Genomic DNA, 24,832 nt, shown 5'->3' on the forward strand with positions numbered 1-24,832 from the left:
GGCCGCGCCCCGGTTTCAACCCCACCAGCCCGGTGGCGGCCGCCGGAATCCGGACCGAGCCGCCGCCGTCCGAACCCGGGGCGAAGGGCAGCAGGCCGGCGGCCACGGCGGCCGCGCTACCGCCGGAGGAACCGCCCGGGCTCAGCGCCGGGTCCAGCGGGTTGCGGGCCGGCGGCGCCACACGGTTCTCGCTGTAGGAGGTCAGCCCGAATTCGGGGACTTGGGTCTTGCCGAGGCTGATGCTGCCGGCGGATTCGAGGACGTTCACCAAGGGGTGGTTGGCCAGGGCGGGCCGATGCTCCAGGGCCGCGCTGCCGTGGGTGGTCGGGACGCCGGCCACATCCGTGAGGTCCTTGTAGGCCACCGGCAGGCCGTGCAGCCGGCCCAGGGTCCCGCCGCGTGCCTGGTGGTCGTCCGCGGAGCGTGCCTGCTTGAGCGCCTGGTCGGCGGTGACGGTGATGAAGGCGCCGAGCCTGGGATTCAGGGCATCGATGCGCTGGAGGTAATGCTCCGTCAGTTCGAGGGCGGACAGTTCGCCGCGGGCCACGGCGTCGCGCTGGGCGACGGCCGTCAAGTCATGCAAAGCAGTCATCGCCCGTAAGCGTAGCCCCGCCCGGCGGTGCGGGCTAATCCGCGCGTCCCACCGGCGCGCCGGGTCAGCCGAGGAACCTGGTGTCGATCGGTTCCTCCACCGCGATGGCGTCGGGCCCGTCCCCGGCCTGGGCTGTCACGCGGTAGGCGAGTTTCCCGTCGGTCTCGCTGACCGCCTCGGCCAGTTCGGTGCCGCGGTAGACCAGTCCGACCCCGTCGTCGGTGCAGTGCGTTTCGCCCAGGATGCCGTCCGCCACGAGCCGGTGCACCAACGGCCGGCGCTGCGGTTCCGAGTCGTAGTGGACGCCGTTGTCGTAGGGCAGCAACGCCAGCCCGTTCGTGACCGGCCGCAGCTCGGGGCCGAAGGAGTCGGTAGTGCCGCCGCGGAACCAGCAGATGGAACCGGCGGAGACCCCTGCCAGCACCACGCCGGCCTGCCAGACCCGCCTGAAAATGGCGTCCAGGCCGTGGACCCGCCACACCGCCAGCAGGTTCGCCACCGAACCGCCGCCCACCCACACCACATCCTGGCCCAGCAGGTGTTCCTCGATGTCCGCCACATTGGGCATGGTGAACAGGTTCAGATGGCTCAGGCCGTAACCGGCAACCCTGGCCGCCTCGTCCAGCTCGGCCTGGAGCCAGCGCTGGTCGCCGCCGGCGGTGCCCACGTGGACCAGCCGCGGTGCCCGCCCCGTGGGCCCCGCCAGTTCGACGGCGTGGTGCACCAGGTGGTGGAACGCGATCCGGCTGCGAACGCCGGCCGTGATTCCGCCGGACGTAGCAAGGATGGTCGGCTGGTCTGCGGCCATCGGTACCCCTGTCTCATTACGGTGCGGCGGACGATCCCACTATAGGCTTGGAAAGGGGGCAAATCGCGGGTGCGCCCGGAGCAGGAATTCACCAGCGGCGGCACGGCCCGCCGCGGATCACGGAGGTTGCCATGAGCGATATCGAGAATGTGGATGTCAACAGCATCGGCGGCGACGCCACCATTCTGGACGTGCGCGAAGACTATGAATGGGAAGCCGGACACATTGCGGGCGCCGTGCACATCCCGCTCAACGAGCTGCCGCTGCGCCTGGAGGAACTGGACCCCGATGTGGACCTGCATGTGGTGTGCCGCAGCGGCGGTCGGTCCTTCCGGGCCACCGAATGGCTGAACGGGAACGGATACTCGGCGGTGAACGTCGACGGCGGGATGGGTGCCTGGCTGGATGCCGGCAAACCGATCGTCTCGGAGAACGGGCAGGAGCCCCGGGTCCAGTAATGGCAGGCGTCTACACCTTCCTGGGGCCGGAGGGAACCTTCACCGAGGCCGCCCTCCTCCAGGTTCCCGGGGCGGCTGCCGCGCGCCGGATTCCGGCCGCGAGTGTCGACGCCGCCGTGGACGCCGTTCGCGCGGGCGAAGCCGGCGCGGCCATGGTCCCGATCGAAAACTCGGTCGAGGGCGGCGTCAGCGCCACGCTGGATGCCATCGCGGGAGGCGAGCCGCTGCGCATCATCGGCGAGGAACTCGTGCCCATCCGCTTTGTGCTGGCGGTCCGGCCCGGAACCGAGCCGGGAGACGTCGCGGTGGTGTCCACCCATCCGCATGCCTGGGCGCAATGCCGTGCCTGGGCCGCCGCGAACATTCCCCAAGCGGAATATCTGCCGGCGTCCTCGACGGCGGCGTCCGCGGTGGGACTGCTGGAGCCCGGGGCCGGCTACGAGGCGGCGATCTGCTCGCCGCTGGTGGCCCGGCAGCGCGGGCTGCGCGTGCTCGCCGAGGATATCGGCGATATTCCGGACGCCGTCACCCGGTTCATTCTGGTGAGCCGCCCCGGTGTCCTGCCCGCTCCGACCGGCGCCGACAAGACCACCCTGGTGGTCCCGCTGCCGCAGGACCGTCCGGGGGCGCTGGGGGCAATCCTGGAACAATTTTCCAGCCGGGGCGTGAACCTGAGCCGGATCGAGTCCCGCCCCACCGGCCAGTTTTTGGGAGATTATTTCTTCAGCCTCGATGCCGAAGGCCACCTCGCCGAGGAGCGGGTGGCCGACGCCGTCCGCGGGTTGCACCGGATCAGCCCCGGCATCCGGTTCTTGGGCTCCTACCCGCGCGCCGACCGCCGCGGACTGAGTGTTCCGCGCCGCAACCAGGACGAGGCATTCCGGGAGGCCGACCGCTGGGTGCAGGACCTGCTGTCGGCCCGCTGACCGGCCCTGCCGGACTGTCGACCCGCGGTTATGGTCAGTATGCTGAGGAAAACCGCACCTGCGAACCAAGGATCGGAGCACAATGACGCAGCAGAACGACAGGGACCAGTACCAGGACGGGGAGCCGACGCCGGTGGAGGCGCTCAACCAGACTCCGAGTGAAAACCGCGCGGGCGACCTGGGGGACCAGGGCAACGACCTGCGCTTCGCCGAGGAGCAGCAGTTGATCGACCAGCAGGCGGCCGGCGAATTCCCGGTTCCCCGGGACGAAGACCTGCAGCAGCCGGATGCGGATGTCCCGGCGCTCGAAGCAGACGAACAACCCATCGACGTTCCGGGCGAGGAACTGCACAACACCGACCGGGCCGATGCCAGCGACGATCCGCTCAACACCGGGGGCGACGACACGTAAACACCTCCGTTCCGGGCGGCCGCCGGCCCAGGTGGCCTCCCGGCCGCTGCAGACCCAAGCCCGCCGGCCCAGGTGGCCGCCCGGGCGCGGCAGGCCCTAGTTGGCCGCCCGGTGGCTGCCGGCGGAGGGGAGCGACTCGGTGCGCACCGCCAGCGACCGCGGCCTGACCTGCACGGTCAGCGACGTGACCGGCCCGGAGGGATCGCCGTCGAGCTGGCTTCCCATCGGCTCGTGCGCCGTGATGCGGACCTTCCGCCCGCGGTGGTACTCGATCACGGGAATCGGCGCGCTGTGCCGCACCAGCGTCTTGGCGGCAATCCACAACCAGCCGATCGCGCTGCGCGGACTGAGCACCACGATGTCCAGTTCGCCGTCGTCGATTTCCGCGGTGGGGATGAAATCGATCCCCGCCGGCAACTTCCCGCAGTTGGCCAGCAGGATGCTGCGGACGCGGCGGGGCCGGGCGGGCCCGTCGTCGATGCTGACCATGACACGCTCCCGCTGGCCGGCAAGGTGGCGGACGCCGGCTTCGGAATAGGCCATCCAGCCGAACCGGCGCTTCAGGTCGTCGCGGGTGTCGGCCAAGACATCCGCATCCACGCCGATGCCGGCGATCACCAGGAAGCTGTCCTGCGACCGTTCGCCGGTCGCCTCGTTCTCCAAGATGATGTCGGCGGTGTCGATCTTGCGGATGATCCCGTGCAGCGCCACATGGATGTTGGTCCGCAGGGCCGCCGGATCCAGACCCAGATTGCGGGCCAGCAGGTTGCCGGTGCCCAGCGGCAGCACCCCCATCGGCACCTGGGTGCCGGACAATTCCGAGGCCACCACCCGGATCGTGCCGTCTCCGCCGCCGGCGATCACCACGTCCGCACGCTCGGCGATGGCCCGCCTGGCCTGTCCGTGGCCCGGGTCCTCGGGCGTGGTTTCCAACACCAGGGGCGGGCTCCAACCGGCCGCCGCGCAGGCTGCCTCCACCTCGCGGCGGGCCTCGTCGGCCGAGTTCTTGGCCGGGTTCAGGATGAAGACCACGCGCTGGTCGGGCAGGCCCGGGGAAGGCGCAAGGGCGGCCGGCACCGCTGTCCGGCGGCGCCCCAGCATGCCGCGAAGGCCCGGCCATCCCACCGCCAAGGCGGCCACCGCTAGCAGGATGATGAGGGCGGGCATCCATTCGGCAGTCATGTTGGTCATAGACTATCCAGCCCCGCCGCTTTGGCCCATTGAGGCCCGCTACCGGCTGCGGCGGGCGCGGAGCGAGGCCGGAAGGCCTTTTTCGGTACCCTTAGCAGGTGATCGATGTAAACGAACTCCGCGCCAATCCAGAGATTTTCCGTGCCTCCCAGCGCGCCCGGGGCGCCGACGAGTCGGTGGTCGATGCCGTGATCGCCGCCGATACGGCCCGCCGGGAAGCGATCAACCGTTACGAGGGACTGCGCGCCGAACAGAATCTCTTCGGCAAAAAGGTGGCCCAGGCCACGGGCGGGGAGAAGGCAGAGCTCCTGGCCCAGGTCAAGGAGTTGGCAGCATCGGTCAAGGAAGCCCAGGCCGCGTCGGATGCCGCCCGGAACCAGCAGGAATCGCTGCTGCGCAGCATCCCCAACCGGATCGAAGACGGCGTTCCCGCCGGCGGCGAGGACGACTTCACGGTGCTCAAGACGGTCGGCGAGCCCCGGGACTTCGCCCGGGACGGGTTCGAGCCGAAGGACCACCTGGCCATCGGCGAGCTGATCGGTGCCATCGACATGGAACGCGGGGCCAAGGTTTCGGGCTCCCGCTTCTACTTCCTCAAGGGCGTGGGCGCCCGGCTGGAGATTGCCCTGATGAACATGGCGCTGGACCAGGCCGTGTCCAACGGCTTCATCCCCATGATCACCCCCACCCTGGTCCGCCCCGAAACCATGCAGGGGACCGGCTTCGATGTGGAGCACGACGACGAGATCTACCGGCTGGAACGGGACAACCTGTACCTCACGGGCACCTCGGAGGTGGCGCTCGCGGGCTACCACGCGGACGAGATCCTGGACCTGTCCGCCGGGCCGACGCGCTACGCCGGCTGGAGCTCCTGCTACCGCCGTGAGGCCGGGGCCGCCGGCAAGGACACCCGGGGCATCATCCGCGTGCACCAGTTCAACAAACTGGAAATGTTCATCTACTGCCAGATCGAGGAGGCCGCCGACGAGCACGCCCGCCTGCTCGCCTGGGAAGAAGAAATGCTGGCCAAGGTGGAACTGCCCTACCGGGTGATCGACACCGCTGCGGGAGACCTGGGCATGAGCGCGGCCCGCAAGTTCGACTGCGAAGCCTGGGTGCCCACCCAGGAGGCCTACCGGGAGCTGACGTCCACCTCCAACTGCACGACCTTCCAGGCCCGCCGGTTGAACATCCGTGAACGCCAGGCTTCGGCGGACGGCGAAAAGAAGGGCACGAGGGCGGTGGCCACCCTGAACGGGACCCTTGCCACCACGCGCTGGATCGTCGCCATCCTCGAGCACCACCAGAACGCCGACGGCTCCGTGAATGTGCCTGCCGCGCTGCGGCCCTACCTGGGCGGCATGGACGTCCTTCCGGTGCTCTCCTAGCGCGCCGTTCCGCCCCGCCGGCGGCACTGCGGTGCCGTCGCGGCGGGGCCGCGTTCACCGGCACTTCATTCGCCCGTAGAAAATTTCCTACCCGCGTGTCTGCCCCCCATGTTTGACTAGGGACATGACAACTACAGCTGACAAGGCTAACGCTGGCATCGACGACCAGCGGATTGCTACGAAAGATATGACAAACAATAAAAACGAAGCCCGGCGCCACAACTTCGTGGAGAACGGGTCCCGCAAACTCGTGGCGCTGGATGTGGACGGCACCCTGGTCAACCACGACGGCCACATGAGCGATGCCGTGCGCGAAGCAGCGCGCGCCGTCGTCGACGCCGGCCACGAGGTGGTCGTCTCCACCGGACGGTCCCTGAATGCAACGCTGCCGATCATCCAACTGATCGGCGTCACCAAGGGGTACGCCGTCTGCTCCAACGGCGGTGTCACCCTTCGGATCGACACGTCGCTGGAGGACGGCTACGAGGTGATCGACCGGGTGACGTTCAACCCCGGACCGGCCCTGCGGGTGATGCGGTCCAAGCTGCCCACCGCCAAGTTTGCGCTCGAGGACGAAGAGGGCAATTTCCTGGCCACGGAGCGCTTCCAGGACGCCAGCTTCGGCATCGAGGCCAAGGGCGTCGACTTCGAGGCGCTGCTGGAGTCCACGGCCGTGCGCGTGGTGGTCTCCAGCGCCGAAAACACTCCCGAGGAGTTCAAGGAAGCCATCGACACGGCGGGGCTCAAGGGCGTGACGTACTCGGTGGGCTGGACCGCGTGGCTGGACATCGCGGCCAACGGCGTGACCAAGGCCAGCGCGCTGGAATCCCTGCGCCGGAAGCTGGACGTCGAGCCGTCGCATACCGTCGCCATGGGCGATGGCCGCAACGACATCGAAATGCTGGACTGGGCCGCCCGGGGCGTCGCGATGGGACAGGCGCCCGAGGAGGTCCTGGCCGTCGCCCACGAGGTCACGGGAACCGTCGAGGAAGACGGGGCAGCAGTCGTGCTGCGCAGCCTGCTGGACTGAGGCGTGCCCGGCTGATCCACCCGGAGGAGGTGCCCGGGTGAATCCCGGGCACACCTGTTGCCGCCGGCTGCCTCGATAGTGGGGGCTGCGGTTCTCAGGCTCCGCTGATCCCGAAGAGGCCGATGACCAGTGCCATGACCAGGAACGTCACGAGTTCGTGCACGATGTTCAGGACGGTCAGTCCGACCGGCCGGCCCTCGAAGGCATCGTGCGTGGCGAAGCGGGCGGCGGTGAAGCCGGCCCAGAGGATGATGGCGGTCAGCACCGTGTTCCACAGGAAGTTGCCGCCGTAGAAATCCTGCGCGATGGCCGCCGAACCCGCCAGCACCCACGCGCTGATCAGGCTGACGATCACCGTGATGATGATCGGGCGTACGGCGCTTTTGCCGTCGCCGGGGCTGACGTTGGCGACCCTCATCCAGTAGTTGCCGAAGACCTTCGGCGTGTACCAGACAGATCCGACGATCAGGGTCGAAAGGGTGGCCACGATGACCGCCCAAATGTTGATCTCCGGAACCATATTGAACACTCCTTGTGTCGTTGACCCGCGGGCGGAGGCGGGCGCCGTCTCCCTCGGAGTCTAGACGCCGCCCGCCGGTATTGCCGTAGCTTCCGGGGCCGTCAGCGCGGCGGGGCGACGGCGGCCGGGGAGGCGGGCCCGTGGACAAGGTCCAGCAGCCGGGCGGCGGCCGGACGGCAGGCCCACTCCTCCACCCAGTGCGAGCGGACCACCGCCTTGCTCACGGCCTGGCTGGTGATGCCCAGTTCTTCGGCAACGTACTTTTGCTGGCCGCGCGCTCCCGGCGTCATCAGGTCCAGCACCTTCCACTCCGCGTCGGTGCGGGTGGCGACGATTTGGCCGATGAGCCGCAGCACGGCTTCTGCTTCGGCGGCGACCTCAGCATCGGGCCCGGACACGGCCAGCGGAACGCGGTCACCGGTTTTCCGGGCCCGGTTCACCGCGCGCCGTGCGTAGACCAGGCCGTACCCTTCGGCGTCCTTGATGTCCTCCGGAAGCCGCGGCCGCAGTTCGCCCACGCCGATTCCCACATGCCAGCGCCTGGCGCGCAGCGCGATCAGGGCGGCGTCGATGGCCGTGGACGGCTTCTCGACCGCGCCGATCGCTTCGTCGCCGACAGACCGCTGAAAGGGGATCGCCGCGGTCAGGTGGCGCAGCGCCTTGATCAGGGCGGGCACCTGGTCGCCCGCCTCGCGGGAATCGCGCTGGTTGATCGTGAGCACGTACATGGCACCAGTATTGCGCCCGTCCGGGCAGGAACAACCGATTCCGGTTGGCTGGTGTGTCCTGCCGCCGGTCGCCCCCGGGGAAGGCAAAAGCGGCCCGGACCTGAAGGGTCCGGACCGCCGTCGCTGTTCCTGCCGGTTTCGAGCGGCAAGGCTCGGTTCAGGCCGGGCGTGGCTGCCCGGCCGTTCGTCGCCGGTTGGCCTTAGCCCTGGGCGGCGAAGCGCCGGATGGAGGCTTCCAGTTCGGCCTCGGCGGCGGCGCGGTCGGCCCAGCCCTCGGCCTTGACCCACTTGCCCGGCTCCAGGTCCTTGTAGCGGGTGAAGAAGTGCTCGATTTCCTTGACGAGGAACTCCGGCACGTCGGACAGCTCCTGGATGTGGTCGAAGCGCTTGTCGGCCGGAACGCACAGCACCTTGGCGTCGCCGCCGCCGTCGTCGGTCATGTTGAAGACGGCGATGGGGCGGGATTCGACCACGACACCGGGCAGCAGGTCGTAGTCCTGCAGCATGACCATCGCGTCCAGCGGATCGCCGTCCTCGCCCAGCGTGTCCTCGAAGAAGCCGTAGTGGGTGGGGTACTGCATGGACGTGAACAGCACCCGGTCCAGGCGGAGGCGGTGGGTCTCATGGTCGATTTCGTACTTGACGCGCGAACCCTTGGGGATCTCGATGGTGACGTCATGCTGCATGGCTTCGCTCCTTGGAGACGTTCGGAAAATTGGCTTCGGCGCCGCCGATGCACGGCCGTGGCCCGGCGCCGGACTACGCTTAACGATATAGGTCTTGCCCTTCCGTACCGGCATCGGGGTTGGCGCGGGGCGTTCCCAACACTTCAAGATCCTCAGGAGGGGCAGCATGGGGCGTGGCTTCCGCGTGCTCACCTCCGGGCTGCTGGCAGTCGTCTTCGCCGTGCTGGCCGTGCCCGCCGCCCTAAACCTCGGCCAGGCCATCGATTGGCCGGAGCCAGAGCCGGTTATCAGCACCCCTGCGGCGCAATTGCCGCCCACCGAGCTGGCGGAGCCGCAGCCGCTCAAGCCGGCCGGCGAGGCGCCGGTGCCGGATCCGGCCGTGCTGGATGCGGCCCTGGACCGGGCCTTGGCGTTCGACGGCGCCGGCGGCTTCACGGGGATCGTCACCGACGCGGCCAGCGGCGACGTGCTGTACGACGAGGCAGCCGGCGAGCCGCTGGTGCCGGCATCCAACCTGAAGCTGCTGACCGCCGTCGCCGCCCTGGACACCATCGGTGCCGGCCACCGGTTCACTACCTCGGTCAAGCGCGGCGGCAAGCCGGGCGTGGTCTACCTGGTCGGCGGCGGGGATGCCTTGCTGGGTGCCGGGGAATCCAAGCCCGGCGCGGTCTGGGGCGAAGCCGGGCTGGCAACGCTGGCAGCAGAAGCGGCCGGGCAGCTGGCCGCCGACGGGTACACCGGTGAACTCTCGGTGGCGGTGGACGATTCCCTCTACTCCGGGGCCGTCATCAGCGCCGCTTGGGACCCGGGCGACGTGAAGAACGGCGAAATTTCCGCCGTGTACCCGCTCGCCCTGTACGCCGGGCGGGAACAGGCCGACGGCGGCGGCGACCTGGTGGCCGACGCCGCCGCGCTGGCCGGGGCGGCGTTCCGCGACGCGCTGGCCGAAGCCGTGGCCGGGCAGGGACTCACGGTGAAGGCCGCGGTGGCACGGGAAGCGGCACCGGCTGACGCGGACGTGTTGGCCGAGGCGGATTCCGCGCGGGTGGCCGATCAGGTGGCCTACATGATGCAGCATTCGGACAACTATGTGGCGGAGGTCCTCGCGCGCAACACGGCCGTGGCGGCGGGCAAGCCCGGCTCCTTCGCGGGCGGCACCGAAGCCATCCGCGAGGCGGCGGGCCTGGCGGGCATTCCCGTGGAGGGCATGGTGCTGGCCGATGCCAGCGGCCTGTCGATGGAGAACCGGGTCAGTCCTGCCCAGCTGGCCGCGGCGGTCAGGCTGATGGCCTCCTCCGAGGACGCGGACCTGCGGGCCGGGATCGGCTCCCTGCCGGTCGCCGGCCTGACCGGCACCCTGTCCGGGCGCTACCTGGAAAACAACCCCGCCGGCGCCGGGCTGGTCCGGGCCAAGACCGGCACCTTGAACACCGTGACGTCGCTCAGCGGCTATGTGGCCAGCGCCGACGGACGCCTGCTGGTGTTCGCCTTCGTGGCCAACGGCCTGAAAGGCTCGACCGACGCCGCGCGCGTGGCCGCCGACCGGGCGGCGACCGTGCTGGCCGGCTGCGGCTGCCGCTGAGCCAGGCCCGGAAGCCGCGGCCGCCGGCTACTCTTCCGCCGACCTTGGCTGCTGAGCCCCGGCCGCCGGCTACTCTTCCGCCGACCTTGGCTGCTGAGCCCCGGCCGCCGAGCCGCTTCAATCGATGCCCGCCGGTAGTGACCGGCTCGCCGCTGATGTGATCTGATGGGACGCATGGACAGTAGCGCACCGACCCCCAGTGAATCCGGCGCCACCCCAGGCCCCGCCCCGCGGTTGGTCAACTGGGAACTGGCCGCGTCCACGGCAGCCACGCTGACCCCCGCCGGCCCCCGGATGAAGGCCGCGGAAATGCGCGCCGCCGTGGCCGAGATGCGCCGGCTGGCGGAAGAGTCGGTGGACCACGTGCACCGCATCACCGGGTTGGAGGCCGCCCGCGACCTGCGCGACTCCGATGTGCTGATCGTGGACCGCGCCGCTTGGTCCAGGGCAAACGCCCGCAGTTTCGAGGTCATGCTGGCCCCGGCTATCGCCGCGCTCGCCGAAAAGCGCCCGGATCAGCTCAAGAACGCCACCACGGCCGTGGGCAGCGTGCTCACCGGCACCCAGATGGGCGCCATCCTCTCCTTCCTCTCCAGCAAGGTGCTGGGCCAGTACGACCCCTTCTGCTCCCTGTTGCCCGGGGGCCCGGCCGCCGGGCGGCTGATGCTGGTGGCGCCGAACATCGTGACCGTGGAGCGGGAACTGAATGTGGTGCCCGCCGACTTCCGCCTCTGGGTGTGCCTGCACGAGCAGACCCACCGGGTGCAGTTTGCCGCGGCCCCCTGGCTGCGCGACCACATGATGGAGCAGATCGGCGGGCTGTCGTCCTCGCTGGTGGAAAAGGCGGACACCCTCGGCGAGCGGCTGCAGCAGACGGTCAAGGCGGCCGTCGCCGCGGCCAGGGACAGCGGAAAGGACGACGGCGGAGGGCCGGGTTCCGCGCTGAAGGGTTCCCTCCTCGATCTGATCCAGGGGCCGGAGGAGAAGGCCGTCTTCTCACACCTGACCGCCGTGATGAGCCTGCTGGAGGGCCACGCCAACGTGGTGATGGACGCGGTCGATTCCTCGCTGGTCCCGACGGTCAAGACCATCCGCCAACGTTTCAACGCGCGCGGCAAGAGCCGCGGCGCGCTGGAAAACTGGATCCGCAAACTCATGGGCCTCGATGCCAAGGCCCGGCAGTACTCCGACGGCGCCAAGTTCGTCCGTGCGGTGACCCGGCAGATCGGCATGGAGGGTTTTAACCAGGTGTGGGAGCGTCCCGAAAACCTGCCCACGGAAGAGGAGATCCACCACCCCGACCTGTGGGTCAGCCGGATGGACCTCAGCCGCGCATGAGCGGTGTTGCAGCGGACCGGCGCAAGCCCCGGTTGCATCCGCGGGTGGCAGACGCCCGGCACCAGCTGCGCCAGGCGCTGGAACAGTTCGGTCCGCCGGCAGCGACCGCCGGGGGCGCCGAACCGCAGCTGTTGCTGGTGGCCTGCAGCGGGGGACCGGATTCGCTGGCCCTGGCCGTCGCGGCGGAATTCTTCAACCGGCCGGCCCGCAACGGTGTCCGTCCCTATCGGGTGGGGGCCGTCGTCGTCGACCATGGCCTGCAACAGGGCAGCGCGGCGGTGGCCGAGGGTGCCCGGCTGCAGCTCGAAACGCTGGGGCTGGCCCCGGTCCAGGTCCGCCGGGTGGCCGTGGAATCGGCCGGCATGGGGCCGGAGGCGGCCGCCAGGACGGCACGCTACGCGGCGCTGGATGCCGCCGCGGCGGAACTCGGGGCCGCGGCGGTGCTGCTGGGGCACACCCTGGACGACCAGGCCGAGCAGGTACTGCTGGGCCTGGGCCGCGGCTCGGGCACGCGGTCGTTGGCCGGCATGCCGGTGAAGCGGGGCCGGTATCTGCGCCCGTTCCTGTCGCTGCGCCGGCAAGACACCGAGGAGGTGTGCGCGGTTGCCGGGCTGCAGCCCTGGCACGACCCGGCCAACAGTGATCCGCAGTACATGCGCTCCCGCATCCGGATGCGGGTGATGCCGTTCTTGGAAGACGAGATGGGTCCCGGCGTCGCCCAGGCGCTGTGGCGGTCGGCACAGATTCTGGCCGCCGACGCCGACTACCTGCAGGCACAGGCGGCCGAGGAATACCGCCGGCTGCGGGTGGTCACACCGGACGGGCTGGAGCTGCCACGGGAAGGCATGGAACAACTCCCGGCCGCCATGAAGCACCGCGTGCTCGCCCTGGCCGCCGCCGAACTGGGCGGCGAAAACCCCAGCTACGAACGGCTGCAGGCGGCCGAATCGCTGCTGCGCCGCCAAGGCTCGGCCGGCCCGGTGCAGCTGGCCGGATTCGTCAGTGTCTACCGCCGGACTGCTGCCAACGCGGTTCACCAAGATGGCACCGGCTATGGCAATCTTGTGTTGAGAACAACTGGCCGCAGCCCCGGCCAGACAGACCGCTAGACCCGGGAGCATGTGGTGGATTCCAACGACGTCCAGGCAGACCTCAAGCACGTCCTCTACACCAAGGAGCAGATCCAGCAGCGCGTCGCCGAGCTGGCTGCCGAAATCGACAGGGACTATGAAGGGCGCGACCTGTTGATCGTCGGCGTCCTCAAGGGCGCGGTGATGGTCATGGCGGACCTGGCCCGGGCACTGCACAGCCACGTCAAGATGGACTGGATGGCCGTATCCTCCTACGGCTCCGGCACCCAGTCCTCCGGCGTCGTGCGGATCCTGAAGGACCTCGAGACGGACTTGATGGGCAAGCATGTGCTCATCGTTGAGGACATCATCGACTCCGGCCTCACCCTGTCCTGGCTGAAGACCAACCTGATTTCGCGCGGCCCGGCCAGCGTGGAAATCTGCACCCTGCTGCGCAAGCCCGATGCCGCCAAGGTGGAAATCGACGTCAAGTACGTCGGCTACGAGATCCCGAACGAATTCGTGGTGGGCTACGGGCTGGACTACGCCGAGCGCTACCGCAACCTGGACTTCATCGGCACCCTGGCACCGCACATCTACGAATAACCGCCGCACCGTCCGCCGCAGGCTAGGCTACGCCCAGAGGGAACTAATGCCCTCCCTTGAGCGTGAAGGAAGACGGACAGTGTATAGCTGTAGTAGCCGAAGGGCTGCCATCACGCGCGGACAAGCAGGAGGGACGGGCGCAAGCCCCCAAGTCGCATGAAATTGAAGAACCTTTTCAAGGGACCGATCATCTGGATTGTCCTGGTCCTGGTCATCCTCCTGATCGCCGTGCCCAATTTGGCCGGTCCGCAGTCTTCACGCGTCGACACCAGTGTGGGACTTGAACTGCTGCAGGACAACAAGGCGGAACAGGCCCGGATGAACGACGGCGCCCAGAGCGTCGACCTGACGTTGCGCGAAGACCTGGTCATCGACGACGCCAACAAGGGCAAGTCGATCACCTTCTTCTACAGTCGCGACCGCGGTCCGGACATCGTGGACGCGATCAACGCCTCCGACGTGGACACCTTCACCGACCAGCCGGTGGAAAACAACTGGTTCATGAGCTTCATCAGCCTGATCCTGCCCATCCTGATCATCGGCCTGATCTTCTGGTTCCTGCTCTCGCGCATGCAGGGCGGCGGTTCCAAGGTCATGCAGTTCGGCAAGTCCAAGGCGAAGATGATCACCAAGGACATGCCGCAGGTGACCTTCGCCGACGTCGCGGGCGTGGACGAGGCCGTGGAGGAACTGCACGAAATCAAGGAGTTCCTCTCCGAACCGGCCAAATTCCAGGCCGTCGGGGCGAAGATCCCCAAGGGCGTGCTGCTCTACGGCCCGCCCGGTACCGGCAAGACCCTGTTGGCCCGCGCCGTGGCCGGCGAAGCCGGCGTCCCCTTCTTCTCGATCTCCGGCTCCGACTTCGTCGAAATGTTCGTCGGCGTCGGCGCCTCCCGCGTCCGGGACCTGTTCGAACAGGCCAAGACCAATTCGCCGGCCATCATCTTCGTGGACGAAATCGACGCGGTCGGCCGGCACCGCGGTGCCGGCGTGGGCGGCGGCAACGACGAGCGCGAACAGACGCTGAACCAACTGCTGGTCGAGATGGACGGCTTCGACGTCAAGACCAACGTCATCCTGATCGCCGCCACCAACCGTCCCGACGTGCTGGACCCGGCGTTGCTGCGCCCGGGCCGGTTCGACCGGCAGATCGCCGTCGAGGCCCCCGACCTGGAAGGCCGCCACCAGATTCTGCAGGTGCACGCCGCCGGCAAGCCCATGGCCCCGGGCGTGGACCTGCGTTCCCTGGCCAAGCGTGCGCCCGGATTCACCGGTGCCGACCTGGCCAACGTGCTCAACGAAGCCGCCCTGCTGACCGCCCGGTCCAACGCCCAGCTGATCGACGACCGGGCGCTGGACGAAGCCATCGACCGCGTGATGGCCGGGCCGCAAAAGCGCTCCCGCGTCATGAAGGAACACGAGCGCAAGATCACCGCCTACCACGAAGGCGGACACGCCCTGGTCGCGGCCGCGCTGCGTTACTCCGCGCCGGTCACCAAGGTCACAATCCTGCCCCGCGGCCGCGCCCTGGGCTACACCATGGTGGTGCCGGAGGACGACAAGTACTCCGTGACCCGCAACGAACTGCTGGACCAGCTCGCCTACGCCATGGGCGGCCGGGTGGCCGAAGAGATCGTCTTCCACGATCCGTCCACCGGCGCGTCCAACGACATCGAGAAGGCCACCAGCACCGCCCGCCAGATGGTCACCCAGTACGGCATGAGCGAACGCGTGGGTGCCGTGAAGCTGGGCCAGGGCGGCGGCGAGCCGTTCCTGGGCCGCGACATGTCGCACGAACGCAACTACTCCGACCACGTCGCCTTCGTGGTGGACGAGGAAGTGCGCCGGCTCATCGACGACGCCCACGACGAGGCCTACGCGATCCTGACCGAGAACCGCGACGTGCTGGACCGGCTGGCCCTGGCGCTGTTGGAACGCGAGACGCTGAACCAGCGTGAGATCGCCGAGATCTTCCACGACCTGCGCCGCCGCGAGCTGCGGGACGTGTGGCTGTCCAAGGAAACCCGGCCGGTACACAACATCCCGCCGGTGGTCTCCCGCCGGGAGCGGGAAGCGGCCGCCAACGGCCAGCAGCAGGAAGGAAGCCACGGGGCCGTGATCGTGGACCCGAATCCGGCCGGCGGAGACCTTCCCGGGGATGACGGCCGAAGCGGCGTACCCGGCGCCAGCAGCTAGGATCACAGACGTGACCGAATACGATGACGTTGTCGCCGAGCTGGAGTTCGACCCGCTGATCGACCTGCCCAGGATCGAGAAGGCGGTGCGCGAAATCCTCATCGCCGTCGGCGAAGATCCTGACCGCGAAGGCCTGCGGGAAACCCCGCAGCGGGTCGCCCGTTCGTACGCGGAGGTGTTTGCCGGCCTGCATCAGGACCCGGCGGACATTCTCGGCACCACGTTCGACATCAACCATGAGGAAATGGTGCTGGTCAAGGACATCCCGTTCTATTCGACCTGCGAGCACCATCTGGTCCCGTTCCACGGCACCGCCCACATTGGCTACATTCCGTCCCATGACGGTAAAGTGACCGGGTTGAGCAAGCTCGCCCGCCTGGTGGAAATCTACGCCCGGCGCCCGCAGGTGCAGGAACGCCTCACCACGCAGATCGTCGAGGCCATGGTCAAGTACCTGGAGCCCAAGGGCGCGATCGTCGTCGTCGAATGCGAACACATGTGCATGTCCATGCGCGGGGTCCGCAAGCCGGGGGCGAAGACAGTCACCTCGGCCGTGCGCGGCCAATTGCGCGAGCAGGCCACCCGAGCCGAGGCCATGAGCCTGATTATCGGACGATAGCGAAGAGAAGAGACGGTACAGATAGATGGATTCACTCGCCGCAGTCCCCGGAACCGGGCCCGCCACGTCGCCGCTGCCCGTGCTGCGCAAGGCGCGCGAGCCGAAAAAGTTCGCGGACCTGCCCACCGACCGTGCCGTCGTCATGGCCATCCTGAACGTCACCCCGGACTCGTTCAGCGACGGCGGCGACCACGCCAATAAGGAAGCGGCGATCGCCTACGGGCTGAAGTTGCTGTACGGCGGCGCCGACATCATCGACGTCGGGGGTGAATCCACCCGCCCCAACGCCGACTCGATCACTCCCGAGGAAGAGCAGAAGCGCATCCTCCCCGTCATCGAGGCACTGGTCAAGGCCGGCGCCCTGATCAGCGTGGACACCATGCACGTGGACACGGCGGCCAAGGCGCTGGACGCCGGGGCGGCCATCGTCAACGACGTCTCCGGCATGACCCACGACCCGCACATGCCCGCCCTGGTGGCCGAGCGCCAGGTCCCCTACATCCTGATGCACCGGCGCGGGGACGCCCGCGAGGTCGACCCCAAGGCGGACTACCAGGACGTGGTGGCCGAGGTCCTCGCGGAGCTGACCGACCTGCGGGACAAGTTCGTCGCCGCCGGCGTGGCGCCGGAGCAGATCATCCTGGATCCGGGACTGGGCTTCTCCAAGAACGCCGAACACAACTGGGAGCTGCTGCGCGCCACGGACCGGATCGCGCAACTGGGCCACAAGGTGCTGGTCGGCGCATCACGCAAGCGGTTCCTCGGTTCCCTGCTGACCACCGCCGGCAAGGCCGCCGCACCCAAGGAACGCGACGAGGCCACGCTGGCGGTCTCCGCGCTGGCCGCCGCCAACGGCGCCTGGGGCGTGCGCGTGCACGACGCCGGCGCCTCGCTGGACGCGGTCAAAGTAGCCGCCGCCTGGACCAAGTAGGCCGGGACGTGACGCCAGCATCTCCGGCACGGCCGGACCTCATCAGGGTTTCCGGCATCAAGGCCACGGGCTACCACGGCGTGCTGGAGCATGAGCGCCGCGACGGCCAGCCGTTCGTCGTCGACGTCACCCTCCACACCGACATTCGGGCCGCCGCGGCCGACGACGACTTGGCGAAGACCGCAAACTACGCCGAGCTCGCCGACCAGGTGGACGCGATCATCGCCGGCGAGCCCCTGCAGCTGATCGAAACACTGGCCGAACGGATAGCCGACCATGTGCTGCGCACGTTCGCCGTGGAGGCGGTCGAGGTCACGGTGCACAAGCCGCAGGCACCCATCCAGGTGGAGTTTTCCGATGTCACGGTCAGCATCTACCGGGAGCAGCCATGAGCGTCCGCGCGGTCCTGGCGCTGGGCAGCAACCTCGGCGCACGCAGCGACACCCTCTCGCACGCGGTGGCGGACCTGGTGGACACCCCCCACGTGCGGCTGCGCGAAGTCTCGGCCGTGGTGCAGACGAAGCCGGTGGGCGGTCCCGAGGACCAGCCGGAGTACCTGAACATGGTGCTTGAGGTGGAGACCGACCTGGACCCGCACCAGTTGCTGGCCCATTGTCAGGCCGTGGAGAACAAGCACCACCGCACCCGCGAAGTGCGGTGGGGGCCGCGGACGCTGGATGTGGACATCATCACCTACGGCGACCTGGTGCTCAACGACGAGGACCTGGTCATCCCGCACCCGCGCGCGCACGAACGCGCCTTCGTGCTGGCGCCCTGGGCCTGGATGGACTCGAACGCCACGCTCAACGGCGTCCCGGTCGGCGAACTGGCCAAGGCGGCCGGCGACCTGGACGGCGTGGAACCCTACGAATCCGAGCCGTTCGAAGCCGGTCAATAGTGTCCGGCGGGGTGGGGGCTTCGTGAGGACCATCAGATACCGCTGGCTGGCGACCATCGCCGTCGTCACGGCCGTGCTGGGCTGGCTGGGCAACCTGCTCGCCGGGCGCGGCGGGCTGCCGGTGCCCGTCCTGCACCTCTCCTCGCTGGCGACCATGGCCGCCATCGCCGTCTTCACCCTGGTGCTCGGCCTCAAAGTGCGCCGCTGGCGCAACGGCAACCGGGACAAGGAGCTGAATCCGGTACTCGCGGCCCGCACCCTCGTGCTGGCGCAGGCCTGCGCCTATGCCGGGTCGCTGATCTTCGGCTGGCACAGCGGCATCATGGTGGACCAGCTCATGCTGCTGCTGTACCGGCCCGGCCTCGGGGCGCTGCCGGCCGTGCTGGCTATGATGGGCGGTGGCCTGGTCATGGTGGTAATCGGGCTGGTGGTGGAGCGTTTCTGCAAACTTCCGCCCGAGGACACCGAAGCGGCCCAGGACAACGGTACCGAGGCCCAAGGCGAGGGGGAGTATGCCTAGCGAAGCGATCGATCCGGCCGGCATCAGCTGGATCCGGGTCTCGCCCAAGTACGTCACCGTACGACTGGTCAGCTGGGCCATTTTCACGGTCGTCGCCGTCGCCCTGCTGTCCACCCCGCTCGTCCTGGCGCTGACCGGCCTCTGGCCCGGCTTCCCGGCGTGGCTCGGCTGGCTGCTGAGCCTGGGCACGCTCACGCTCTGCGTCTGGGCCGGGCTCTTGATCCCGCGCCAGGTCAGGGCCATCGGGTATGCCGAACGCGACGAGGACCTTTTGATCCGGCGCGGACTGTTTTTCCAGCGCGTCATGGTGGTCCCCTACGGCCGGATGCAGTACGTGGATGTTGGCGTGGGGCCGCTGGAGCGGGCCTTCGGCCTGTGCTCGGTGAAGCTGCACACCGCCAGCCCGCAGACCAACGCCGGCATTCCGGGGGTGCCGGCGGCAGAAGGAGCCCGGCTGCGCGAACAACTCTCCGACCGCGGGCAGGCAAGGCTGGCCGGGCTATGACCGTACCCGGCAGCAACGGGCAGGCCCCGCTGCCCGGGCAGGGGCCGGATGCGCCCGGCGAAGTAGTGCCGGCCTCCCAAGGGGTGCCCCTGGCACCGGACGCCACCGGCACCTGGCACCGGGTTCACCCCGTTTCGCCGCTGGTCCGCGGCTGGATTGCGCTGGCGGCGATCGCCTACTTCTTCGGCCGGGACTGGTTCGAGGCCATGTTCCGGGGCGACGAGTTCTGGGGACTGAGCGGCGGCCGCGCCGTCTGGACCGTGCTGGTCATGGTCGTGGTCGCGGTGCTGCTGGTGGGCGGATTCTTCCTCTCCTGGTGGTTCACCCGGTACCAGGTCACCGACGACCATGTCCGGGTGAACTCCGGCGTCCTGTTCCGCCAGCACCGCCAGGCGCGGCTGGACCGGGTGCAGGCGATCGACGTCATCCAGCCGCTGCTGGCACGGATCTTCGGCCTGGCCGAACTTAAATTCGAAGTGGCCGACGCCGGAGAATCGGCCGTGCGGCTCGCCTACCTGCCGCTGGCGTCGGCGCAGCAGCTGCGCGCCACCATCCTGGCCCGGGCGGCCGGCCTGCGCGGCGATCCCGCGCACCCCCAGGAAGCGGTGGCCGAAGCCCCCGAACAGCAGATCCTGGCCATCCCGGGCGGACGTATACTCGGCGCGGCGCTGCTGTCCGGAACCACGCTGTTCCTGCTCATCATGCTGATCGCGGCCGGGCTCTCGACCTTTGTGTTCGGTGCCGCGTTCGGCCCGGCCTTCCTGGTCCCCGCGGCGTTCGGCGTGGTGGCCGGCTACTGGTCCACGTTCAGCACCGGCTACAACTTCCGCGCCGCCATCTCCCCGGACGGCATCCGGCTCCGCTACGGTCTGCTGGAGACCCGGGCGCAGACCGTCCCGCCCGGCCGGGTGCAGGCCGTGGAGATCATGCAGTCGCCGCTGTGGCGCCTCAAGGGCTGGTACCGGATGCGCGTGAACGTGGCCGGCTACGGCCTCAGCGCGGAAAACGCGGGCGCCCGCACCACGTTGCTGCCGGTGGGCACGCAGCAGGAAGTGATGCAGATGCTTGCGCTGGTGCTCCCGGACCCGGGCACCGAGGACCCGTTCACCGTCTTCGGGGCGGGCCTTGACGGAATCGCGGGCAAGGACAGGGACGACGCCGGCGCCTCCGACGGCGGATTCGTCACCTCGCCGCGGCGGGTGCGGTGGCTGTCCTGGCTGACCTGGCGGCGCAACGGCTTCGCCGTCACCGGGACCGCCCTGCTGGCCCGCAGCGGCCGGCTCTGGCGCAGCCTCTCGGTGGTGCCGCACGAGCGGACCCAGTCCATCGCGCTGCACCAGGGCCCGCTGGCCCGCCGCCTGCGCGTGGCGGACCTGCGCCTGCATACGACCGCCGGACCGGTCACGCCGGTGATCTACCAGGTCGACGCCGACACCGCCCGCCGGCTCTTCGACGAGCAGTCGGTCCGGGCCGCCGCGGCCCGGCGCCGCAGCGTCCCGGAACGCTGGCTGGAAGCCCGGGAGTCCGGGGCCGGTCCCGTCCCCGGGGCGGACGAGGGGCCCGCGGGCGGCGTCCGCGGGCCGGCGCAGCAGGACGAACCACAAGGAAGCAAGGAGGGCCGCGATGGCGGGCAGGAGTAGGCCCGGACGGTTGGGCATCGGCGTGATCGGTGCCGGCAAGGTCGGCGCCGTCCTCGGTGCCGCGCTGCGCGGCGTGGGGCACGCCGTTGTCGGGGTGTCAGCGGTTTCCGAGGACAGCCGGGAGCGGGCCGAGAACCTGCTGCCCGGCGTCCCGGTGCTGCAGATCCCCGAGATCGTGGAACGGGCCGAACTGGTGCTGCTGGCGGTGCCGGACGATGCCCTGCCGGAACTGGTGGACGGTCTGGCCGCGGCCGGGGTCTGGCAGCCGGGCCAGCTCGTCGTGCATACCTCCGGACGCTACGGCACCGCCGTGCTGGGGCCGGCCCGGGCCAAGGGTGCCATCCCGCTGGCCATCCACCCGGCCATGACGTTCACGGGCATGAGCTTGGACCTGGCCCGGCTCAATGACTGCAGCTTCGGGGTGACGGCCGAGGCCACGGTGCTGCCGATCGCCCAGGCTCTGGTCGTGGAGATGGGCGGCGAACCGGTGGTCATCGCCGAGAAGGACCGCACGCTCTATCACGCCGCCCTGGCGCACGCGTCGAACCATCTGGTGACCATCGCGGCCCAGTCGGCGCAACTGCTGGCCGAGGCCGGCGTGGAGCAGCCGGACCGGGTGCTCAGCGGGCTGATGCGGGCCTCCCTGGAGAACGCGCTGGCCTCCGGGGAAGCGGCCCTGACCGGGCCGGTGGCCCGCGGCGACGCCGGCACCGTCCGCAGCCACCACGAGGCGCTGCTGCGCCGCGAGGTGGATTCGGGCGGCACCGACATCCGGCTGGCCTACGAGGAGCTGGCCCGGGCGACGGCCCAGCGTGCCCTGCAGCGCGGCCTGCTGAACGAGGCCCGCGCAACCGAAATCCTGGACATCCTTGCCCAGTCCCGTCCGGAGGAGAACGCGTGACGACCCGCCCCCGCCTGGTGAAAACCCGTGCCGAATTGAAGGACGCCACGACCGGCCTGCTGGCGGCAGCCGGGGCCGCCGGGCGGCCTTCGCTGGGGCTGGTCCCGACCATGGGAGCGCTGCACGCAGGCCACGCGGCGCTGGTGCGGGCCGCGCGGCAGGCGTGCGACGTCGTCGTGGTTTCCGTGTTCGTGAATCCGCTCCAATTCGGCGAGCAGCAGGACCTGGACCGCTACCCCCGCACCCTGGAAACCGACCTGGACCTGCTGGCGGCGTGCGGGGCGGACGTGGTGTTTGCCCCCGCAGTCGAAGAGGTCTACCCGGACGGCGAGCCGCTGGTCAGGATCGACGCCGGTGCGCTGGGCGCGAAGTTCGAGGGCGCCTCCCGGCCGGGCCACTTCGACGGCGCCCTCACTGTGGTGGCCAAGCTGCTCCATTACGGGCTGCCCGCGGCGGCCGGCGCGGCCGGCTACCGCGCCTACTTCGGCCAGAAGGACGCGCAGCAGCTTGTGCTGGTCAAGCGGATGGTGGCCGACCTGAACTTCCCGGTGGACATTGTGGGTGTGCCCACAGTGCGCGACGACGACGGGCTGGCACTCTCCAGCCGCAACCGTTTCCTCAACGACGCCGAGCGGGAAGCGGCGCTGGTGCTCTCCCGCAGCCTGGCGTACCTCCGCGGACAGGCCGACCGGCACGAACCCCTGGACGTGGACGGCGCGCTGGCCATGATCGAGTCGGTGCCGCCCGTCCGGCTGGACTACCTGGAAGTGGTGGATCCCCGCACGCTCGAGCCGCTGGCCTTCAACTGCAGGGAGACCCCGTTCACCGGCGAGGCCCTGGTGCTGGTCGCCGCGCAGGTCGGCCCGGTTCGGCTGATCGACAACGCGCAGCTCGGCTACTGACGTCCGCGGATGGAAGCTCCGGGACGTTTGGCTGGCCCGGCCCCGGTACCGGTACCCTTAACTACCGTGACCCGCGATAATTCCCCCACCCCACATCCCGCAGCCGAGGCTGCCGACGCCTCCGAGCAGATGCACGTGCGCATGGCCAAGCGCGCCAAACTCTTGGAGCGCGGCGTCGAGGCGTACCCGGTGGGCGTGGACCGGACCCATACGCTGGCCGAGGTGCGCGAAAAGTACGGCCACCTCGAGGCAGACGAGACCACCGGCGACGTCGTGGGAGTGTCCGGGCGCGTGGTCTTCATCCGCAACACCGGCAAACTCTGCTTCGCGACCCTGCAGGAAGGCAGCGGCGTCCGCCTGCAGGCAATGTTGAGCCTGGCGAACATCGGCGAGGAAGCGCTCGCGGACTGGAAGGCCCTCGTGGACCTGGGCGACCATGTGTTCATCCGCGGCGAAGTCATCAGCTCCAAGCGCGGCGAGCTGTCCGTGATGGCCGACAGCTGGCAGATGGCCTCCAAGGCGTTGCGTCCGCTGCCCGTGCTGCACGCCGGCCTGAGTGAAGAGACCCGCGTGCGGCAGCGGTACGTGGACCTCATGGTGCGCGACGAAGCACGCCAGATGGTTTACACCCGCGCCGCCGTCATTCGCTCCATCCGCGAAACCCTGCACTCCCACGGCTACGTGGAAGTGGAAACCCCCATGCTGCAACTGGTGCACGGAGGCGCGACGGCCCGTCCCTTCGAGACACACCTAAACGCCTTTGACCAGGACATGACCCTGCGCATTGCCACGGAGCTGTACCTCAAGCGCGCGGTGGTCGGCGGCATAGACCGGGTCTTTGAGATCGGCCGGATCTTCCGCAATGAAGGCGTTGACTCCACCCACAGCCCCGAATTCACCACGCTGGAAAGCTACGAGGCGTATGCCGACCAGTTCGTCATGGGGGAGCGCATGAAGGAAATGATCCTGAATGTGGCCGACACCATCGGCACGCGCGTCATTGAAACCCCGCAGGGCACTATTGACCTCAATGGGGAATGGCGCTGGCTGGGGGTCTATCCCGGTTTGTCCGAAGCGGTGGGCCGGGAAATCACCCCGCAGACGGGCGGTGAAGAGCTGCGCGACATTGCCGAACAGCACGGCGTGAAGATCGACCCGAAGTGGGATACCCAGAAGGTGGTCGTCGAGCTGTTCGGTGAAATCGTCGAACCGACGCTGCTGCAGCCGACCTTCGTTTACGACTACCCGCCGGCAGCGCAGCCGCTCGCGCGCAACCACCGCGACAATCCGGAGTTGATTGAGGCCTGGGACCTGATTATCGGGGGCATGGAACGCGGCACCGCTTTCTCCGAGCTGATTGATCCGGTGATTCAGCGCGAACGCCTGACCGAGCAGTCGCGAATGGCGGCGGCCGGAGACGAGGAAGCGATGCAACTGGACGAAGACTTCCTGCGTGCCCTCGAATACGGCGCGCCGCCGATGGGCGGTATCGGACTGGGCATCGACCGATTGGTGATGCTTTTCACCCAGGCGGGAATCCGCGAAACGATTCTGTTCCCGCTGCTGAAGCCGGAGCTGGGCTGAGCATGGAATATCTGTGGGTACTTGCGCCGTCGCTGGGTGTCGGGCTTTTGTTCTATTTCGTGATGAAAGCCATATTCAACGCCGACCGGAAAGAACGCGAAGCGCTGGCCGAGGCCGAACGCGAGGCCGAAAGGCGCGCGGCCGAAGGCCGCGAGGAATAGGGGAAGGCCCCGGACAAGCATCAATTGTCCGGGGTTTTTCCTTTAATCACATTCACTGCGCTATACCGGTATTTCCCACCTGGTCAAATCGGATCTGATCCATGGCTGGATTGCAGGACGATCGAATCCGGCTGTATTGCCTTGAAATGGAGTGTAGGACATAATAAGTATGGTTCGGATTATACCGGACATATAGATCCACCCACCCAAAAGGAGCCTTCTGTGGCGCAAGAAGTAAAAATCATTCTGGTTGATGATCTGGATGGTGGCTCGGCCGATGAAACGGTCCGGTTCAGCCTGGATTCCAGCAGCTACGAAATTGATCTTTCTTCATCGCATGCCGAGGCGCTTCGCGACGCGCTCAAGCCGTACATTTCTTCCGGCCGGAAGATTCCTGCCCGGGGCTCCAAGGCCGCCAAGCCGGCCGGCGGCACACGCAACCAGGACGCCTCGGCGATCCGCGCGTGGGCACGGGAGAACGGTTACAACGTTAGCGACCGCGGACGTGTGCAATCTGAAATCATCGAGGCCTACAAGGCCGCCCACGGGGGATAACGGGCGGCCCGTTCCATCACGGGCAGATCGATCGGCGGGGCGGACAGGCAACTGTCCGCCCCGTTTGCCGTCCTGCAGGGGGCAT

28 protein-coding genes are annotated in these 24,832 nt (G+C 68.8%); 22 read left to right on the plus strand and 6 right to left on the minus strand.

Going from position 1 to position 24,832, the window contains the following annotated elements:
• Together AC5RUH_RS12235 and AC5RUH_RS12240 are read right to left on the minus strand one after the other, a co-directional pair.
• The coding region (locus AC5RUH_RS12235; protein ID WP_494128715.1) for an amidase at window positions 1–592 on the minus strand (592 nt) is incomplete at its 3' end.
• 64 nt (window positions 593–656) lie between these two features.
• Window positions 657–1,400, minus strand: a complete 744-nt coding sequence (locus AC5RUH_RS12240) for a Type 1 glutamine amidotransferase-like domain-containing protein (protein ID WP_494023934.1) — start codon at window positions 1,398–1,400, stop codon at window positions 657–659.
• 131 nt (window positions 1,401–1,531) lie between these two features.
• Between AC5RUH_RS12240 and AC5RUH_RS12245 the strand changes: the two genes are divergently transcribed.
• The 3 genes from AC5RUH_RS12245 to AC5RUH_RS12255 all read left to right on the plus strand — a co-directional run bounded on the left by AC5RUH_RS12245 (window position 1,532) and on the right by AC5RUH_RS12255 (window position 3,196).
• The gene (locus AC5RUH_RS12245; RefSeq protein ID WP_494001915.1) at window positions 1,532–1,858 is read left to right on the plus strand and encodes a rhodanese-like domain-containing protein; all 327 of its coding nucleotides are present in this window, start codon (window positions 1,532–1,534) and stop codon (window positions 1,856–1,858) included.
• Window positions 1,858–2,784: a prephenate dehydratase gene (gene pheA / locus AC5RUH_RS12250; protein WP_494024892.1), complete on the plus strand. Its 927-nt coding sequence runs from the start codon at window positions 1,858–1,860 to the stop codon at window positions 2,782–2,784. Before AC5RUH_RS12245 ends, pheA begins: the two co-directional genes overlap by 1 nt.
• 82 nt (window positions 2,785–2,866) lie before the next feature.
• Window positions 2,867–3,196 (plus strand): hypothetical protein, encoded by a 330-nt coding sequence (locus AC5RUH_RS12255; protein ID WP_494013383.1) that lies wholly within the window; start codon window positions 2,867–2,869, stop codon window positions 3,194–3,196.
• 96 nt (window positions 3,197–3,292) lie between these two features.
• Here AC5RUH_RS12255 and AC5RUH_RS12260 read toward each other — a convergent pair whose 3' ends face one another.
• On the minus strand, window positions 3,293–4,387 hold the full coding sequence (locus AC5RUH_RS12260) for a diacylglycerol/lipid kinase family protein (protein ID WP_494128716.1): 1,095 nt from the start codon (window positions 4,385–4,387) through the stop codon (window positions 3,293–3,295).
• Window positions 4,388–4,485: 98 nt separating this feature from the next.
• On the opposite strand from AC5RUH_RS12260, the gene serS reads away from it, so the two are divergent.
• Together serS and AC5RUH_RS12270 are read left to right on the plus strand one after the other, a co-directional pair.
• Complete coding sequence (gene serS, locus AC5RUH_RS12265; RefSeq protein WP_494128717.1) at window positions 4,486–5,775, plus strand: serine--tRNA ligase; 1,290 nt, start codon at window positions 4,486–4,488, stop codon at window positions 5,773–5,775.
• Between the two features lie 124 nt (window positions 5,776–5,899).
• On the plus strand, window positions 5,900–6,805 hold the full coding sequence (locus AC5RUH_RS12270) for an HAD family hydrolase (RefSeq protein ID WP_494024890.1): 906 nt from the start codon (window positions 5,900–5,902) through the stop codon (window positions 6,803–6,805).
• 94 nt (window positions 6,806–6,899) lie between these two features.
• Here the strand turns inward: AC5RUH_RS12270 and AC5RUH_RS12275 are convergent, their stop codons facing one another.
• The 3 genes from AC5RUH_RS12275 to AC5RUH_RS12285 all read right to left on the minus strand — a co-directional run bounded on the left by AC5RUH_RS12275 (window position 6,900) and on the right by AC5RUH_RS12285 (window position 8,739).
• Window positions 6,900–7,325, minus strand: coding sequence for a DUF1761 domain-containing protein (locus AC5RUH_RS12275; protein ID WP_494001921.1), 426 nt, complete (start codon window positions 7,323–7,325; stop codon window positions 6,900–6,902).
• A 101-nt stretch (window positions 7,326–7,426) separates the two neighbouring features.
• On the minus strand, window positions 7,427–8,053 hold the full coding sequence (locus AC5RUH_RS12280; protein WP_494128718.1) for a hypothetical protein: 627 nt from the start codon (window positions 8,051–8,053) through the stop codon (window positions 7,427–7,429).
• Between the two features lie 200 nt (window positions 8,054–8,253).
• Complete coding sequence (locus tag AC5RUH_RS12285; RefSeq protein WP_494001923.1) at window positions 8,254–8,739, minus strand: inorganic diphosphatase; 486 nt, start codon at window positions 8,737–8,739, stop codon at window positions 8,254–8,256.
• A gap of 166 nt (window positions 8,740–8,905) precedes the next feature.
• Between AC5RUH_RS12285 and dacB the strand changes: the two genes are divergently transcribed.
• The 17 genes from dacB (at window position 8,906) to AC5RUH_RS12370 (ending at window position 24,747) form a co-directional block, all read left to right on the plus strand.
• Window positions 8,906–10,321: a D-alanyl-D-alanine carboxypeptidase/D-alanyl-D-alanine endopeptidase gene (gene dacB / locus AC5RUH_RS12290; RefSeq protein WP_494001924.1), complete on the plus strand. Its 1,416-nt coding sequence runs from the start codon at window positions 8,906–8,908 to the stop codon at window positions 10,319–10,321.
• A gap of 174 nt (window positions 10,322–10,495) precedes the next feature.
• The gene (locus tag AC5RUH_RS12295; protein ID WP_494001925.1) at window positions 10,496–11,659 is read left to right on the plus strand and encodes a zinc-dependent metalloprotease; all 1,164 of its coding nucleotides are present in this window, start codon (window positions 10,496–10,498) and stop codon (window positions 11,657–11,659) included.
• Window positions 11,656–12,768, plus strand: coding sequence for a tRNA lysidine(34) synthetase TilS (gene tilS / locus AC5RUH_RS12300; RefSeq protein ID WP_494128719.1), 1,113 nt, complete (start codon window positions 11,656–11,658; stop codon window positions 12,766–12,768). The genes AC5RUH_RS12295 and tilS overlap by 4 nt, the downstream gene beginning before the upstream one ends.
• A gap of 15 nt (window positions 12,769–12,783) precedes the next feature.
• Complete coding sequence (hpt, locus tag AC5RUH_RS12305) at window positions 12,784–13,335, plus strand: hypoxanthine phosphoribosyltransferase (RefSeq protein ID WP_494001927.1); 552 nt, start codon at window positions 12,784–12,786, stop codon at window positions 13,333–13,335.
• A 156-nt stretch (window positions 13,336–13,491) separates the two neighbouring features.
• Window positions 13,492–15,531 carry an ATP-dependent zinc metalloprotease FtsH gene (gene ftsH, locus AC5RUH_RS12310; RefSeq protein ID WP_494001928.1) on the plus strand — a complete coding sequence of 680 codons (2,040 nt, stop codon included), beginning with the start codon at window positions 13,492–13,494 and terminating at the stop codon, window positions 15,529–15,531.
• Between the two features lie 10 nt (window positions 15,532–15,541).
• Window positions 15,542–16,150 (plus strand): GTP cyclohydrolase I FolE, encoded by a 609-nt coding sequence (gene folE, locus AC5RUH_RS12315; protein WP_494001929.1) that lies wholly within the window; start codon window positions 15,542–15,544, stop codon window positions 16,148–16,150.
• A 25-nt stretch (window positions 16,151–16,175) separates the two neighbouring features.
• A complete protein-coding gene (gene folP / locus AC5RUH_RS12320; RefSeq protein ID WP_494128720.1) occupies window positions 16,176–17,081 on the plus strand; it encodes a dihydropteroate synthase in 906 nt (301 codons plus the stop codon).
• An 8-nt stretch (window positions 17,082–17,089) separates the two neighbouring features.
• Window positions 17,090–17,473, plus strand: a complete 384-nt coding sequence (gene folB / locus AC5RUH_RS12325) for a dihydroneopterin aldolase (RefSeq protein WP_494049153.1) — start codon at window positions 17,090–17,092, stop codon at window positions 17,471–17,473.
• Window positions 17,470–17,979, plus strand: a complete 510-nt coding sequence (gene folK / locus AC5RUH_RS12330; protein ID WP_494128721.1) for a 2-amino-4-hydroxy-6-hydroxymethyldihydropteridine diphosphokinase — start codon at window positions 17,470–17,472, stop codon at window positions 17,977–17,979. The genes folB and folK overlap by 4 nt, the downstream gene beginning before the upstream one ends.
• Before the next feature lie 22 nt (window positions 17,980–18,001).
• Window positions 18,002–18,499, plus strand: coding sequence for a DUF3180 domain-containing protein (locus tag AC5RUH_RS12335; RefSeq protein ID WP_494001933.1), 498 nt, complete (start codon window positions 18,002–18,004; stop codon window positions 18,497–18,499).
• Window positions 18,492–19,004: a PH domain-containing protein gene (locus AC5RUH_RS12340; protein WP_494013374.1), complete on the plus strand. Its 513-nt coding sequence runs from the start codon at window positions 18,492–18,494 to the stop codon at window positions 19,002–19,004. Before AC5RUH_RS12335 ends, AC5RUH_RS12340 begins: the two co-directional genes overlap by 8 nt.
• Window positions 19,001–20,644: a PH domain-containing protein gene (locus AC5RUH_RS12345; RefSeq protein WP_494128722.1), complete on the plus strand. Its 1,644-nt coding sequence runs from the start codon at window positions 19,001–19,003 to the stop codon at window positions 20,642–20,644. The genes AC5RUH_RS12340 and AC5RUH_RS12345 overlap by 4 nt, the downstream gene beginning before the upstream one ends.
• Window positions 20,628–21,545 (plus strand): Rossmann-like and DUF2520 domain-containing protein, encoded by a 918-nt coding sequence (locus AC5RUH_RS12350; RefSeq protein WP_494128723.1) that lies wholly within the window; start codon window positions 20,628–20,630, stop codon window positions 21,543–21,545. Before AC5RUH_RS12345 ends, AC5RUH_RS12350 begins: the two co-directional genes overlap by 17 nt.
• A complete protein-coding gene (gene panC / locus AC5RUH_RS12355; protein ID WP_494128724.1) occupies window positions 21,542–22,447 on the plus strand; it encodes a pantoate--beta-alanine ligase in 906 nt (301 codons plus the stop codon). The genes AC5RUH_RS12350 and panC overlap by 4 nt, the downstream gene beginning before the upstream one ends.
• A gap of 66 nt (window positions 22,448–22,513) precedes the next feature.
• Complete coding sequence (gene lysS, locus AC5RUH_RS12360; protein ID WP_494013370.1) at window positions 22,514–24,031, plus strand: lysine--tRNA ligase; 1,518 nt, start codon at window positions 22,514–22,516, stop codon at window positions 24,029–24,031.
• A gap of 2 nt (window positions 24,032–24,033) precedes the next feature.
• A complete protein-coding gene (locus AC5RUH_RS12365; protein ID WP_493978318.1) occupies window positions 24,034–24,192 on the plus strand; it encodes a hypothetical protein in 159 nt (52 codons plus the stop codon).
• Window positions 24,193–24,414: 222 nt separating this feature from the next.
• Window positions 24,415–24,747: a histone-like nucleoid-structuring protein Lsr2 gene (locus tag AC5RUH_RS12370; RefSeq protein WP_493978319.1), complete on the plus strand. Its 333-nt coding sequence runs from the start codon at window positions 24,415–24,417 to the stop codon at window positions 24,745–24,747.
• The last annotated feature ends 85 nt before the right edge of the window (window positions 24,748–24,832 follow it).

This window comes from Arthrobacter sp. Y3223166 (assembly GCF_059090935.1).